Annotated in this window: 14 protein-coding genes; 7 read left to right on the top strand and 7 right to left on the bottom strand. The window is 39.3% G+C overall.

What is annotated here, in order from left to right; all coding sequences use genetic code 11:
• Window positions 1-143: 143 nt before the first annotated feature.
• The 3 genes from I6F43_RS11520 to I6F43_RS11510 form a co-directional block, all read right to left on the bottom strand.
• A complete protein-coding gene (locus tag I6F43_RS11520) occupies window positions 144-1,631 on the bottom strand; it encodes a tryptophan halogenase family protein (RefSeq protein ID WP_197102415.1) in 1,488 nt (495 codons plus the stop codon).
• Window positions 1,624-3,174, bottom strand: a complete 1,551-nt coding sequence (locus I6F43_RS11515) for a tryptophan halogenase family protein (RefSeq protein WP_197102413.1) — start codon at window positions 3,172-3,174, stop codon at window positions 1,624-1,626. The genes I6F43_RS11520 and I6F43_RS11515 overlap by 8 nt, the downstream gene beginning before the upstream one ends.
• Before the next feature lie 102 nt (window positions 3,175-3,276).
• On the bottom strand, window positions 3,277-6,243 hold the full coding sequence (locus tag I6F43_RS11510; protein WP_197102412.1) for a TonB-dependent receptor: 2,967 nt from the start codon (window positions 6,241-6,243) through the stop codon (window positions 3,277-3,279).
• A 645-nt stretch (window positions 6,244-6,888) separates the two neighbouring features.
• Between I6F43_RS11510 and I6F43_RS11505 the strand changes: the two genes are divergently transcribed.
• From I6F43_RS11505 to I6F43_RS11475, 7 genes are all read left to right on the top strand, one after another.
• Window positions 6,889-7,560: a hypothetical protein gene (locus I6F43_RS11505; RefSeq protein WP_197102411.1), complete on the top strand. Its 672-nt coding sequence runs from the start codon at window positions 6,889-6,891 to the stop codon at window positions 7,558-7,560.
• A 3-nt stretch (window positions 7,561-7,563) separates the two neighbouring features.
• Window positions 7,564-8,238 (top strand): Crp/Fnr family transcriptional regulator, encoded by a 675-nt coding sequence (locus I6F43_RS11500; protein ID WP_101163003.1) that lies wholly within the window; start codon window positions 7,564-7,566, stop codon window positions 8,236-8,238.
• A 71-nt stretch (window positions 8,239-8,309) separates the two neighbouring features.
• Window positions 8,310-8,717, top strand: a complete 408-nt coding sequence (locus I6F43_RS11495; protein WP_197102410.1) for a hypothetical protein — start codon at window positions 8,310-8,312, stop codon at window positions 8,715-8,717.
• Between the two features lie 84 nt (window positions 8,718-8,801).
• The gene (locus tag I6F43_RS11490) at window positions 8,802-9,305 is read left to right on the top strand and encodes an Mpo1 family 2-hydroxy fatty acid dioxygenase (RefSeq protein WP_024597905.1); all 504 of its coding nucleotides are present in this window, start codon (window positions 8,802-8,804) and stop codon (window positions 9,303-9,305) included.
• Between the two features lie 26 nt (window positions 9,306-9,331).
• The gene (locus I6F43_RS11485; RefSeq protein WP_197102409.1) at window positions 9,332-10,123 is read left to right on the top strand and encodes an SDR family oxidoreductase; all 792 of its coding nucleotides are present in this window, start codon (window positions 9,332-9,334) and stop codon (window positions 10,121-10,123) included.
• Between the two features lie 61 nt (window positions 10,124-10,184).
• Complete coding sequence (locus I6F43_RS11480) at window positions 10,185-10,778, top strand: DUF2238 domain-containing protein (RefSeq protein WP_197102408.1); 594 nt, start codon at window positions 10,185-10,187, stop codon at window positions 10,776-10,778.
• Between the two features lie 60 nt (window positions 10,779-10,838).
• Window positions 10,839-11,294: a GNAT family N-acetyltransferase gene (locus tag I6F43_RS11475; RefSeq protein WP_197102407.1), complete on the top strand. Its 456-nt coding sequence runs from the start codon at window positions 10,839-10,841 to the stop codon at window positions 11,292-11,294.
• A gap of 35 nt (window positions 11,295-11,329) precedes the next feature.
• On the opposite strand, the gene I6F43_RS11470 is transcribed toward I6F43_RS11475, so the two are convergent.
• From I6F43_RS11470 to I6F43_RS11455, 4 genes are all read right to left on the bottom strand, one after another.
• The gene (locus I6F43_RS11470; protein WP_197102406.1) at window positions 11,330-11,566 is read right to left on the bottom strand and encodes a hypothetical protein; all 237 of its coding nucleotides are present in this window, start codon (window positions 11,564-11,566) and stop codon (window positions 11,330-11,332) included.
• A gap of 447 nt (window positions 11,567-12,013) precedes the next feature.
• Window positions 12,014-13,072, bottom strand: a complete 1,059-nt coding sequence (locus tag I6F43_RS11465) for a DUF4365 domain-containing protein (protein ID WP_197102405.1) — start codon at window positions 13,070-13,072, stop codon at window positions 12,014-12,016.
• A gap of 775 nt (window positions 13,073-13,847) precedes the next feature.
• A complete protein-coding gene (locus I6F43_RS11460; RefSeq protein ID WP_182693960.1) occupies window positions 13,848-14,027 on the bottom strand; it encodes a DUF6435 family protein in 180 nt (59 codons plus the stop codon).
• A 159-nt stretch (window positions 14,028-14,186) separates the two neighbouring features.
• Window positions 14,187-15,362, bottom strand: a complete 1,176-nt coding sequence (locus I6F43_RS11455) for a PQQ-dependent sugar dehydrogenase (RefSeq protein ID WP_197102403.1) — start codon at window positions 15,360-15,362, stop codon at window positions 14,187-14,189.
• Between the last annotated feature and the right edge of the window lie 132 nt (window positions 15,363-15,494).

The raw sequence follows: 15,494 nt of genomic DNA, 5'->3' as shown, positions 1-15,494 counted from the left end.
CAGCGCATGTTTGGCATTTATGCTACGTTATCGCCTATTTATGGGGAATAACCACACTACATAGGCTCTGCCTTGCCTAAAAACCAAATATGCTGCTGCAAATTCAACCACCAAAGAACAACACGCCCTAGTAAGGGCTTTTTTTACGCTGGGCAATACTGCTTTAAAAACTCATGATGAGGCGGTAATTGGCTGACGCGTTGCTCTATTTGTTGCTTAATACCGTGTAAAAAACGGGTGAGTTCTTCATCGCTCATCATGCTGGCTATTAAGTGATGTTGATTAGGCTCAATGCCTTGACCAAGCATAACTTGGACCCACGAGTCGACTCTAAAAATATCGCCATCGTCTAAAAATACACGGCCGGTTTGCTTAAACAAATCAATTTTATGCTGAAGTGTTTTTGGCACATCCATCGCACTACAGTGTTGCCAAAACTCACTGTCATCGCGATTAGTTACTTTGTAGTGCAGCACAATAAAGTCGCGAATATTTTCAATTTCGCTTTTAAGCTGTTTGTTGTATTCGTCAATGGCGTGATTGGTAATGCCATTAAACGGAAATAAACGCATAAAGCGAATAATACCCGACATAATTAAGTGAATGCTGGTGGACTCAAGTGGCTCTACAAAACCGCTAGCAAGGCCAAGCGCTAGGCAGTTTTTGTTCCACCCTTTTAAGCGACGCCCTGTTTTAAATTTAATAATACGGGGCTCTGTAAGCGGCTCACCTTCAATATTATTTAATAATAGCGCTTTGGCTTGTTCGTCATCCATATATTGGCTGCAATAAACTAATCCGTTGCCTACACGGTTTTGCAGCGGTATACGCCATTGCCAGCCGTTTTTATGGGCAATAGAGCGGGTAAGTGGCAATACGGTATCGCTGGTTGATTTTGTTTGCACCGCAATGGCGCTGTTACACGGTAGTAAATGCGACCAGTCTTCGTAGCCAGTATGCAATGCTTGCTCTATTAATAAACCTCTAAAGCCGGTGCAATCAATAAAAAAGTCGCCGTTAATGTGCTCGCCATTATTTAAAGTAAGTGATTCTATATGGCCCGTTTTAGTGTTTTTTACTACTTTTTGTATTTTACCTTCAATGCGTTTTACACCCAATGGCTCTGAAAATTCACGTAAAAACTGCGCGTAACGTGTGGCATCCATATGGTAAGCATAGTTAATGAGGTTTTGCTGATTAAACGCAAATTTACCGCCTTTAGCCGCTTGCAGCTCGTAGCAGTAATCGCCAAATGGGTTGTTTATTCCAAGTGTTTTACCTTGCAGCCAAAAGTGATGAAATTCACCCGCCCAACATTCTTTGCCCGTTGCGCCAAATGAGTGAATATAATGCGTGTTTTCATCGCCCCAGTTTTCAAAGCTAATACCTAATTTAAAACTGGCTTGAGTGGCTTTCATAAATGCTTGCTCGTTTATACCCAGCAATTTATGAAATGTACGAATAGGCGGAATTGTTGCTTCGCCAACACCTACAGTGCCAATATCGTCAGATTCAACAAGGGTTATGTTTATATTGTTACCAACTAGTTTAGCAAGTGCCGCTGCTGCCATCCAACCTGCAGTGCCGCCTCCAGCAATTACTACGTTTTTAACAGCGTTTGTTTTAGTCATTATGTGGCTGCCCATTATTTAATAAAAGATGATTTAAAAGCGCGCGATTACTTGGCAGTCCATTTAAACACTGCGCTATTTTTTCGCGATTTTGCTGATAATAGTAATCCCCAGCACGTGGGTCGTTAAATGTATTTTGTGCAGATACTGTTTGTGTATTAAAGCCCATGCCATATAAAACGTATTGATAACTGCTTGATGAAAACACTTCTTCGTTTTCAATGAAATCAAAGCGGCTAGGGGGTTGAAATTGCCAAAGTTTAAGTAAGTTTTGCAGGCGCTCGGGCGCGGTATTTAAATTACTAATATCTTGCCAATAAGGAGTGTCGTCGCGCTCGCTTAGCACATAATGAAGTTTTAAAAACTCAATAACGCGCTGCCAACGAGTGCTAAAACGATCATTAAAACGCGTTTTAAGCTGGCTCATGTGGGTGCGGTTTTGCGGTAGTTGCTCGCTTATCATGCTAATTGAAAGCTCAACCATAGCAAGAGCTGACGCTTCAAGCGGCTCTAAAAAGCCAGCTGACATACCCACGGCAACACAGTTTTTAATCCAAAATTGTTGCCTGTAACCAGGGCTGAATTTTAATACGCGGTAGGTAAGTTGCTCAGCTTGTTGCTCACTGGTACTTTTAGCTATGTAGCTTTTTAGAGTATTTGTTGCGCTTTCATCGCTTTGATATTTACTACTAAATACATAACCTGTACCACGGCGCGTTGGCAGGGCTATATCCCAAATCCAACCGTTACTTTGCGCAGTAGAGAGCGTTGCAGAGGCAACTGGCTGATCGGCGTGTGCATTAGGTATTTGCGCCGCAACAGCGCTGTTATTAAATAAAATATGATCTTGCGCTATAAACTGACTATTAAAATGCTCACCAATTAAACGAGCGCAAGAGCCTGAGCAATCTATAAATAAATCACCTGTTATATCGCCATTATTATTTGTTTTTATTGCGGCAATATAGCCATGCTCGTCGTTAATAACCTCGGTTACATCGTCAGTAATATGTGTAACGTTTAGGTTTTTAACGCAGTGATTTTTTAAAAATTCAGCAAATTTACCCGCATCTAAATGATAGCCATAGTTGGTGACTGCTGCGTATTCGGGTGTTTGTAATTGCTTTGGCGCAAGTGCTGCTTGGCATACAAAGCTTTGCATATTAACAACGTCGGCAAATTTTTGATTAGGCGCAATGCGTTGCCAGCTGGCGTGTAAATTGGTTTGCTCGTAGCCTTGTGGATTCATAAAAGGGTGATAGTAGTTTTCTCCCTCGCTGAGGTTGCGCCAATTTATAAATTTAGAACCTTGCTTAAATGACGCGTCGCACTGGGTTATAAAATCAATTTCTTTAATGCCAATGCGCTGTAGCGTGTTACGCATTGACGGCCATGTACCTTCGCCCACGCCCAATATAGGCACATTTGCCGACTCGACTAACGTTACATTAAGGTGCGGGTGTTCGGCGGCTAATAAGCCTGCACTTAGCCAACCGGCAGTGCCACCACCTAAAACGACTATTTTTGTTATTGATTTGTTCATGAGTTAACACCCTAAAGTTGATAACAATTAAACTAGCATTAATACTGTTTTAAATACAAAAAAGCCGCTAGTAAAAACTAACGGCTTTACTTTGTATTACCTTTAGAAGTTGTAACGCATACCAATATTGTAACGTGCGCCTAGCTGTTGTAGGTTCCACAATTGTACTGACGTACGGCCATGTTCTCGGCTGTTTTGTTCAGTAATGTTAAGGCCTTCAACAAAAAACGAGAGTTGCTCGCTGTAGTTGTACGCAACATTAAAGTCGATTTGATAATATTCTTCAGTAAAGCCTGGCTCATTTACGTATCGAGCTGCGCTATTTAAAAACTTATCACGCCAGTTGTAAGCAATACGTGCTTGAAAATCATCGTTTTCGTACATTGCAATAAAGTTAGCTGTATCGCTTAAACCCACTAGTGCAAATTGCGTAGTAGTAGGGTCGGCGTTTACATCAAAGTCTATGTCGCCGTTAACTGTGGTGTAGTTTGCTTGCACACCAAAACCGCTTTCACCAAAAAAGTGCTGAAAGGCAACTTCAAAACCATCAATGGTGGCATTTTTATTGTTGGTAGGTACTTGCGCTGTAAATTCTAGTAGTGGGTCATCGCTGTTAGCAATTACATCGTAAGCGGCTTCAAACTCTTCGTAGGTCATAGAGTCAAAATCAACGTTGTTTTCTGTTGCGGCAACCATTTGAAATAAGTTTGAATCGGTTAGGGCAAGTCCGCGAGATTCTAGTTCAGCAATGGCAGCTTGTGCGCGAGGACCAGCTGTTGCATCGCGTAATCCGTAGTAGTTTTGCGTCATTGGTGTCAAACCAATAAAGTTTTCGATGTCTTTAGTGTAATAACCTACCGACACATAACTTGTTTCTGCAAAGTACCACTCAGCCGATACATCAATATTGTCTGATTCAAGCGGCACTAAGCCAGGGTTACCCGTTGACGCTGTAGCCGGTGAAGAACCCGCTAAAAGAGTAGGGGCACCCGGTACACCAACAGTCGCTGCTGAACTTAAGTTGTCGTAAGTTGGGCGAGCAATTGTAGTGCTATAAGAAAAACGCGCTTTTACGTTTTCGATTACTTCAATGTCAAAGTCAAAGCTTGGTAAAAAGTGATCGTAGCTAGATTTAAGGGTGAAATCTTCTTTATCTGAGCCAAAACGAACATTAAAGTCGTTATTACCTTCCCATGCTACTGCGTTAGGTAAGTCGATATTAGCCGTTGAGGTAATGTCGGTAGACTCTTGGCGTGCGCCAATAACAATGTTGTATGGCATATCGCCAATGTAGCCGTTGTAAGTAAATTGCACAAACGCTGCGGTTATGTCTTCTTCAATGGTGCGGTTAGTTGCAAATGCGCCATCGGCTGCAAAGTTAAAGCCGTATTCTTCACCTGCCCAGTAACCAATTTGCGATGCGCTGCCGGTATAACCTTGGTTGAACGAGCCCGATGTATCGTAGTCGTCAAACTCAGCTAAAAAGTTTGTTGGGTTTAGGTAGCCATCAGGTAGTTCGCCTGGGTTTTCTATACCCCAGTTACCCATTGTATTACGTGTAAGTGATTGCAGTGAATGGCTTTCCATAGAGCGAGACTCTATACCAAAGTCAATTGCGCCGTTTTCAATTTCGTATTTACCATGGATTCTAAATTCTGTGATTTCAGACTCTTGGCGAGCAAAGTTAGAATCTAAAATAGACGTACCCACATCAGAGGCATCTAATGTGTTATTACAATTTAGGTTGTCTCGGCGGCAATCATCAAAATCGATACTCATTGATGGAAGCTCGCGGCTAAAATCAACTTCTTGTGCGTTAACTACGTTTGCGCCCAAGCCTGCGTTTACCCAGCTGCCGTAAGGTGCATCTGGTTTGCTAGTGGCTTTTGAATTGTGCGCATCAAACATAAAGCTCAATTCTGAGTTGAAATAGTACTCAACGTTTAAACCAATAGAGTCGTTTTGGTTAACTTGGTTTAACTCTTGAAACGCTAAACCTAAATCGCGTGTTTGCTGATCGCGACGTTCTTCTCGGTAATAAATAGGGGTTTTTACCGTGTTGTCGTCAAATGTTAGCGCGCTTTTGTAGTTATCCATCCAAATTGATTGCTCAGCACGGGCTTCGAACAAATCTTGCTTAGAATACGTGTAATCAAGCGTGGCTGTTAAATCGTCAATTGGGCTGTACTGCAGCGTTAATTGCGCGTTTGTACGAGTACGTTCTCTGTCGGCAATGGTGTAGCGCAAATCTGATGGCATTGAATAAAGCTGGCCAACGGCGGGTGCATTAGTTAAAACAATATCGTCTGCAGCTTGTGGGATTGTGCCGTCAAAAGCTGATGTATTCCATTGATTTACAAACGCACCTGTTGATGAGCTATCGCGTTGTTGCATGCTTGCAGTTAACGAGGCACCAAATTTAGCTTCACTGTCGGTCCAGCTAATTAAGCCCGAAAGCTCAGGTGTTATGTCATCACCAACGCGGTTTGTTGAGTCGTGTAATGCTTTTACGCCAATGCTTGAAACAAAGCCTGGGTTATCGAGTGGGCGAGCGGTATTAATATTAATTGTTGCGCCAATACCACCTGATGCAATACTTGCTTTACCCGTTTTATATACTTCAACCGATTTAACGCTATCAGATGCTAAATTTGCAAAATCAAATGCACGAGAGCTGGGTGTACCACCGCCTGCAGGCAAAGATGCCGCCGGCATTGTACGCCCGTTTAGGGTTACCATATTGTAGTCGGGGCCAAAACCACGAACCGTTACTTTAGAGCCTTCACCATTTGAACGATCAATCGACACACCTGTAATACGCTGTAGCGACTCGGCTAAGTTGGTATCTGGAAATTTACCAATATCTTCAGCTGATATAGCATCTACAACGCCTGCGGCGTCGCGTTTTAAACGAGTAGACTCTTTAATACTACTTTTAAAACCAGTAACTTGGATTACTTCAACATCTGTATTTGCTTCTTGTGCATATACAGGTAAAGAGATTGATGCGCCTAAAATCAGAGATAGGCTGGTCGCTATCTTTGTTTTTCTTACAATATGGTTAGACATTCGGTTTCCCTCGCGCTTTTATCATTATTATTAACAGCTTGTATGGGGCTGTTATTGTGTAATTATAAACATTGTCAAATGTATGGAAGCGCTTCCAGAAATGCCTATTTAATTTAGCTTTGTGGAAGCGCTTCCAGAAATGCTAGTTTAAATTTTAAATAGGGTCAACTATTGTTTTAATAAAATGAGACTAAATTGTTTTTAAAATGTGTGTTTTTATATTTAAATCATAAATTACAGTTGGTTATGAAAAGTAATTCAAAACAGTGCTGTAACAACATTTTATTATAAGAAACTCGATTACTGATTCATTTAGTTATTTAAACACTTTATGGTGTTTTAACATCAGCTTTTACTACAGGCTAAAATCAATAGGTAGAGCGTTGGTGACTAAACCTAGGCACCTTTGCTGAAAATTTACACATTATTAAATGTGAAATTTTTAGGCACCTAAAACGGCGGTTCTATCTCATTTTATGAATCGGTCATTAAAAAATCAGCAATTGTTTAAAAAATCGTTAATTAAATCACTAAAAAGTAACGTAGTTTTTGCAGAAGATGGTTTAAAAATAAACTTATAAAGTATTACGCATAAGAGTGTTGCGGGTCGCTAGTTTTATCGCTATTTTAAAGGCTCTCTCATAGATGGATTTTATTATGCGCATTAAATTTTTAGCGAGCTTTTATTCTTTCTTCTTGTTTGCACTGTTTGGTTGTGACGACCAAAGTATGGCAATGCAAGATAGCCCTCAGCTAAATAATAATGCAAGTAACTTACCCACTAATAACAAAGTAAACACACCTCCAGCAGCTCAAACAAACGAACCCGCTTTAGTGGTCGGTATGCTAGCAACACATTGTAAAAGTAATGAAGCGGCCTACATTAACGCAAAAATGCATAAAGTTGTGCGTAACCCAGATGAAAGTACAGCCTACAAGTTAGAGCCTACCGATAAAGTGCTTTCTATTTGTGTTGCAAAAGATGACTCATCGCTTAGTTATCGATTTGGTAGAGTTAATGACATAGGGCTTGAAAAAGAAGCAACACCAGATGCACCATTTGGTAGTTACTACAGGCAAGTAGGGCGTATTGGCGAGAGTATTTTATTTTTTAGTAACGGCGAATATCATTATTATATTATTAACTCAGGCGGTATGGGCAGCGGTGTAACCGTTAATGTTTATAAAAACGACACATTAATAACTGAGCTGTTTTCGGGTAATGATCCTTACGATGATTTTGTTATAGCAACCGATTTAAATTTCCCTAAAAAATTGGTTATCGAAAAACAGCCATTTAATAAGCAAATGCAGTAAATAATGACTCCTCAGCAGCAAAACGTTATAGAGCAAGGGCATTGGTTTAAAAGCCGCAGCGCTTATTTAAAAAGCTTTTTATTAACGCAGGGCAAAACGCTCTCGCTTAAAGCTCAGCAGTCATTATTTTTGCGAGGTGATAAGCACGATGGAATTTATGCAGTGCTTAGCGGCGTGGTGCGTATTAGTGGCGTAAGTAACGAAGGCAAAGAAGCCGTATTGAGCTTTATTGATTCATCACTGTGGTTTGGCGAAGTTACCTTGTTTGATGGTGGCCTGCGCACTCACGATGTATATGCACAAACTGATGTTGTGCTTTTTTACGTGCCCCAACGCGCGCTTGAACAGCTATTAAACGAACAGCCACAATATTGGCAAGAGTTTGGTTTATTGCTGGCACAAAAGTTACGCCTAATGTTTACCTCAATGGAAGATCACGCATTACTAAGCGCTGAGCAAAAAGTATGCAATCGACTTTTAATGCTTAGCGAACATACAGAGCACTTAACACCGCTTGTTTTATCTCAGCAGCAACTTGCTGATATGACCTACCTAACGCGCCAAACTATTAATCAAATACTGCAACAGCTTGTTAGCTTACAAGCTATTAGTTTGGGGTATCAACGCATAACTGTTTTAGATAAACAAAAGTTACAGGCCCGTGCTACACAAGCTTAAATAGAAGCTGCTTTATTTAGTTGGAACCAAAATTGCTACATAATATGTAATGCAACAATGGATTTGAGCTAATGACTACAATAACCTTTAAAAATCAATATAGTAATTATAACTCTCCAACAGTAAATAAAGCGGCAGGTTCAAGCGAAGTTGCGGCAACTAATACCCTCCCTAATGAAAAACCAAATGATGCTAAAGGCATAAGCTCAACGCCAAAAGATCAAACGTTTTTAGAAAGTGCCCAAGAAGCGCTGGTTTATCAGCGCTTAGGTGTAAACAAAAACAAAATAGACGAGCTAAAAGCGACAATAGAAGAGCTCATTAAAGAACAGCAAAGTGAGGGCGCAGACCCTAGCGCAATTGCTGATAAAATAGAGGAACTTCAAAAAATGCTTGAGCAAGAGTATCAAAAAGGGCGCGAGCGAACGGATATGAAAGGTGAGTATGAGCCGGGTAAAATAATTTCTGCATTTGTTTAATTTACAAAGTGTCGGATACCTGACATTGTTGTTGTGTCTACTTTTGCTAAAGTAAGTTTTATATATAAAAATAAAGGCAAAACAATGAAAACACTTCAACAGCAGCTTGGTAAATATGGTTTGTATCATCGTTCTAAACGTAATGTACTAACGCATTTTTTTGGTATTCCGCTCATTGTATTTGCAGCGTTGTGTTTACTAGCGCGCATTCAAATTCCCCTTGGTAGTGTAGTAATTGATGGCGCACAACTTTTTGTATTAGCGTCGGTTGTTTATTATTTTATGCTGAGCTTTTCGCTTGGCTTTATTATGGCCGTGATATTCACCTTACTCCTTGTTGCTGCTCAGCCCATTGCAGCAATGGCTTTTTGGCCTTGGTTGAGTATTGGCGTAGGTGTGTTTGTATTTGGCTGGGTATTACAGTTTATTGGGCATTATTACGAAGGTAAAAAACCGGCGTTTGTAGATGACCTAATTGGTTTAATTATAGGCCCTTTGTACGTAACTGTTGAACTACTATTTTTAATGGGTTTTTACAAAACATTAGAAGATGAAGTAAACGCAATAGCTGGCCCTACAAAGGCTTAACTAATAAAAATTAATTACGGGTGCTTATGCAATATAATAATAAAACCGTGTGGATCACCGGCGCATCATCAGGCATTGGTAAAGAGCTTGCTATACAATTTGCTGAGCTTGGAGCGCGTGTTATTTTATCGGCGCGCAATGTAGATAAACTAAACGATTTAAAAGCAACGCTTAAAGGCGAAGGGCACTTAGTTATATCGCTTGATTTAGCCCAGCCAGAACACGTACTGAGCACAATAACAGCAAAAATGAACGAGCTTCCTGCAATTGATATTTTAATTAATAACGGCGGCGTATCGCAGCGTAGCTTATTTTTAGAAAACGACTTTAACGTGTATCGCCAATTAATGGAGGTTAATTACTTTGGCTTAATTGCACTTACTAAAGCTTTACTGCCTGCTATGGTGGCAAAGCGCAGTGGCTCAATTGTGTCTATTAGTAGTGTGGCGGGTAAAGTAGGTTCAAAATTTAGAACGGGTTATTCGGGTTCTAAATATGCGGTTGTTGGTTTTATGGATTGCCTACGTGCAGAAGTAGCACAACATAACATTCATTGTTTAACAATTTGCCCTGGCTCTATTAAAACAGCAATTGCGCATAATTCACTAAACGAGCAAGGCATAGCGCAAAATAAACCAGAAGAATCGATAGAGAATGGCATGGATGTAAGCGTAGCTGCTACAAAAATGATTCGTGCCATAAGTAATAAAAAAGACGAAGTGATTATTGGCAAAGGTTTAAGTGGTTGGGCGCCTACAATTAAGCGCTTTTTTCCTACTTTGTTTAATCGCATTACTGCAAAAACAAACTATAGGTAGCGTCGTTTATTTCAAAGGCGTAAAATGCCGTAAATTTGATCAATTTAGAAAAGGATTCTAAATGAAGTATTTATGGTTGAGCCTGTTTTTTATTGTATTAATTTGGTCTGGTATTAACCCAAAAGATCAATTTACATGGCTGCTTGAAGTTATCCCCGCAATTATTGGTTTAGTGCTGCTAGCAAGTACCTATAGCCACTTTAATCTTACCCCTATTTTATATACATTTATTTTAGCGCATTGCATAGTGCTGATGATTGGCGGGCATTACACCTACGCCGAAGTCCCTTTTTTCGATAACCTATTTGGTAGCGAGCGTAATAACTACGACAAAGTAGGGCACTTTTTTCAAGGGTTTGTACCTGCACTACTAGCGCGCGAAATTTTACTGCGCAAAAAAGTAGTAAATGGTCGAGGCTGGTTAATCACTTTTGTTATTTCGGTATGTTTAGCATTTAGCGCCTTTTACGAATTAATCGAGTGGTGGGTTGCAGTGTTAAGCGGCGAAAACGCAGAAGCATTTTTAGGCACGCAAGGTTACGTGTGGGATACCCAATCAGATATGGGACTGGCGTTATTTGGGGCTATTTGCTCGTTGTTAATGCTTTCAAAAGTACACGACAAACAGCTTAAAAACGTTAAAGATTATTTATAGGCTATAGGAACGTTCTATAGAAATGTTTATAAAAACATTGATAAAAAAGACTATTAACTTATGACCGCAAACACTAGTGATTACTCAATAAGCACAGACAAAAGCAAACTTAACTTTAACGTTATTTATAACTTTATTGCTAATAGCTATTGGGCCAAAGGCATTCCTAAAAGCGTAATGCAATCAGCTATTGATAACTCAATGTGCTTTGGTGTTTACAGCGCTCATAACGAGCAAGTTGGCTTTGCCCGAGTCGTGACCGATAAAGCAACCTTTGCTTATTTAGCAGATGTATTTATTGCCCCGCAATCGCAAGGAAATGGGCTGAGTAAGTTACTTATTAAAACGATAGTAGAGCACCCTGAGCTACAAGGGCTCAGGCGCTTTTTATTAGCGACTTCTGATGCGCATGGTCTTTATGCACAATACGGGTTTAAACCGATAGACAACCCAGCACTGCTAATGCAAATAAGTCCTGAGAATGTGTATGATGAAAATAATAGTGAGGTCTATTAAGCGGGGGGAAGACCATGATCAATTTAAAGATCTTGTTAGGTGTTTTTATCACTTTTGTCTGGAATATCATTACATAAAGCACACCCTACACCTTTACGTGATTGATATAATCTTGAACATATAAACACTGTTGTTGTAATTAAAGACCAAGTACAAGCAAAAATTAATGCTTCTTGAACTGAATGCTGTTTAAGCAACTCAACTATAAAAAGTAAGGCTGCTACTCCAAGAAATACTTTTAATGCTCTAACGAACCAAAACTTAAATCCCATTTGAACTCCAAACCTGAGAAACACCTAACGAGCCTTTAGATTAACTCGTTTTTATATGAACAAACCATAGCTGAGTTCCTATTTTGGTTCAATTGATTACTGTGTTTTACGCAGAATATTGAAAAGTATTTAGTGTTTTTTTTATTCGCGTTTTGAAATGGATTATAGGTATATAGGTGGCTTTTGCTACTGGCGGCAATGGCGTAAACCACGCACGAAAGTATGCAGTTTAATAAAACGAGGTGTTAGCGAACGACTCGCCATAGCCCGTGGGATCACAAGCTATGGCCCTTGCAGAAGCTCAAAAAAAGGAATTAACATTGCGCTGAGCAATGATTACTTAGCTTCACAAGGTTGAGTGTCATTGAGAGATATTTGGAGCAATATTCATAATTGGTGGTGTGGGAGCTGGAGGTTAGAGACCTACGGCTACCCGATTATATTTTTTCAGTAGAAATACAAGCAGCCTTCTTCTTTTAATATCGCCGCAGTTTCGGATGCCCAAGTAAGTTCTGGGTAATTAGTTGTAATTTCAACTAATTCGGGAACCGCTTTTTCTTGCTTATAGTATGCAAATAAAATAACAGATGCATCCCTTACATATATTGGATATTCAGAGTTATTTATTATTGAAAGAAGCTTTTCTTCTTTTTGAATAAGCAATGAAATTATTGACTCAGCACTTTGTCCTAAAGTACCTCGTTCAAAAGATAACTCATCTTCATCTAACAAAGAAAGTAGCTTAACTATATCTTGTTCTGAAAAGTTGGATATTAGAATGCGCAACTCGCTTCTTACATCCGTAGTAATAGATTTACCATTCCCCCAGTAAATATCAGGATGACCAGGGATATGCGCCATACAAAAAACAATACTAGGATCTAAATCGTTAATACTTCTAATTCTAAAAGCGTCAAATATAGCTTCCCAAGCTTTTAACTTATTACAGTATAAATTTAATAAAACATGTAAACCTAAACTGTGCTCGGTGTTACTTTGGGACGTTAAATAGGTAATGGATTTGTCTATTGGTAGCTTTATTTGCTTCTTCAAGTGTATTGGTTTGAAAAGAGTTTCAAAGCTACTCATTGTGAAACGAGAAAAGTCTGCTTTCTTAAAAGTTATTGTATATGGACCATTAACTAAGACTTCAGGATTGTTTTCTAAGTGATTTGTAATATTAATCCAATAAGCAAGCTCTTCATTAGGATCATAAACAATACCAATGACAGGTAAAGAATGTGATTTCCAATAGTCAAAGTGCTGTTTAGACGCTGGAATGCTACAAGAACTATTAGTACAAAATGATGATCCAGATTTAACCTGAACAGCTAAAGTTATACCTTTAACATCTTCCTCTTCAACCAGTTCGATAAAAGCATCGTTACCGTAATCATTCTCTTGATGTACTTCATGAAAAATACTATTAGAAGATTCAATTATGTCTCTCACATAATTAACACCTTTTTTAGCCATCGCCGAACTTTTTAGTTTAGTAGTGCCCATACGGCCTCAAGAAAAATATAACACTTTAGTATTTATGCGACACGCAGTTTGTGTTGCATAATCGCTTGTTGGGCTGAGGCGCTACCTGCTCGGTGTGTCAGAGTTGGTGTTGTTTATGCTATGGACTTTACTTATAAAGAAAGGCTTTTTATGACCTAACCGATACTAGCCAATTTCATTGACGTGTATATCGTATCTAAGCTATCCCTGCGTTACTCAGCGTTTATTATGTCCCTATTAAACCTAATATTTAACTGTTAAGCAATGATATTTTCACCACGCACAGTCGCTATTAGCCTGAGCAATTAAACAGGTTAACTCATTGATTCTATTAAGCAGGCTCGCCCGCTAACTCGTTCGCTCTGCTGTAAGAATTGCTGTTTCCGACGCTGATATACCAATAAATCGTAAGATGCCAACCTTGTAAATCATTTAATATTCACTAAAAAACGGTGGCGATAATGCAAGTAACCGCTTTAAGCACGCTTGTTTGTGTAAGCATATTATAAAAGGGGGTTTAGGGATGGTGGAAGCTGTAAAAAACGAGGTCATAAATTATTTACTGAACGTGTCTACCTGCTATTAAAGTAAGGCTGACACGCTTAAGTATACTGATACCAATCGACTTAAATATTTAGCCTTTCTGGCGTGCTAAATAAAGCGTTAACGGCGTTATAAATTTCTCATGTAGAACAACTACATGTCGAAATTTATGCCTTGTTATCACTCTATTTATCCGTCACTATAAATGTCTAATAACTTAACACGATTGATATTATTTGGTTTTTTTTGCCTCAAGTACTTCTATTTCACTCCAGATTTTTTCGGCTTCGGCACTTAACATGGCAAAGCTTTTAATGTCGCCTTTTCTTTGTGCCTGCATGCCTTGCTCTAGTTTTACGTCGTATTCTTTACGCAGTTTTTTTACGGGATCAGGCTTTAAAAATGAAAACATTAGTATTCTCTTAATTTATTAAATTATATGTATTTAGTGTACGCATTAATTGGCTTAATAGTTCTTTGTTTGGTGAAAATGTTTACTTTGCGCTTTAAAAGCGCAAAGTAAACACGGTGTAGTTATTAACGTACTGTGTGCTAGTTCTGGTTCTAATGCTTACGTTTCTGGCTCTAGACGTTTAATACCTTGGCCATCAATACCTAAATAAATAAAACCATCACTGCCTTGAGCTAGGCTACGTACTCTGCCTATTCCATCGAGTATTTTATATTGCTTAACAACCTTGCCCTTTGAGAGTTCCAGCGCGCTAATAAAAGCAAACTTCATGGAGGCTAGTAATAGCTTACCTTTAAGCTTTGGATATTTATCACTCGTTACATACAACATATCGGAAGGGGCTATAGAAGGGGTCCAGTGTAATACGGGCGATTGCATGCCGTCTTTTTCTTTAAGGTCTGTAAACTTGGTGCCGCTGTAGTTAACGCCATAACTTACTAAAGGCCATCCGTAGTTAGCGCCTTTTTTTATTATATTAAGCTCATCGCCGCCGCGTGGCCCATGTTCGTGAGACCATAAAATATTATTTTGATTATCAAACCACATGCCTTGTGGGTTACGGTGCCCATAAGACCATACCGCATGTTTTGCATTTTTTTGTTTAACAAACGGATTATCACTAGGGATATTACCATTTTCGTGTAAGCGATAAATTTTACCGCCGTCCCGCGTGAGATCTTGTGGGTTTAAGTCGCGCGAGCCGCGATCGCCAATTGAAAAATAAACATAACCTTCATTATCAAACACAATACGGCTGCCGTAGTGTTGGCCTTTGGTACTATTATGCTCGCCTTTGTATAGCAATTGCTGATCAGACAACTGCGTATGATCGCTACTTAGCTTGGCGCGCATTAAGGCGGTGTTACTTCCGCTCCCTTTGCCCTCACTACTTGAGTAACTAAAGTACAGCCATTGGTTTTGCTTACTATCGGTGTGTAGTGCTAAATCAAGTAATCCACCTTGGCCATTAGCGTCAATGTCGGGCAGCCCAGAGACTTTAGTTAACGTAGTGGTATTTTTAGGTAATAAAAATAACGTTCCACTGCGCTCAGATATTAATAAATCACCATTAGCTAAAGGCTCAATAGCCCAAGGTATAACTACACCTTCTGCCGCTGTTACTGCGTTAACGCTAAGCGCTAAAGTATCGAGTTCTTTATAATTTTTTACGTAATCGCTTTTTGCATGCGCGGGTGCGTTAGTAGCAAATATAGCAATGGCTAAGCCTGCACTTATTAGTTTAGGGAGTGTGTTATGTGACATTAAATTTATCATTATGGCTTCCAAAATTAATCCAATCTTACATAACCTTAACATGGCATAAATAAATTTGTTAAGCGTTGAGTTGAATGAAAAACACACACTTCTATTTTTATAAAATTACCTCTTCTCAGGAAATTGTTTTAG

Origin of the sequence: Pseudoalteromonas sp. NZS71_1 (assembly GCF_015864305.1) — a bacterium.
Classification (GTDB): domain Bacteria; phylum Pseudomonadota; class Gammaproteobacteria; order Enterobacterales; family Alteromonadaceae; genus Pseudoalteromonas; species Pseudoalteromonas arctica.
Note: the sequence above shows the minus strand (reverse complement) of the source record. Positions and strands in the feature narration are given on the sequence as shown.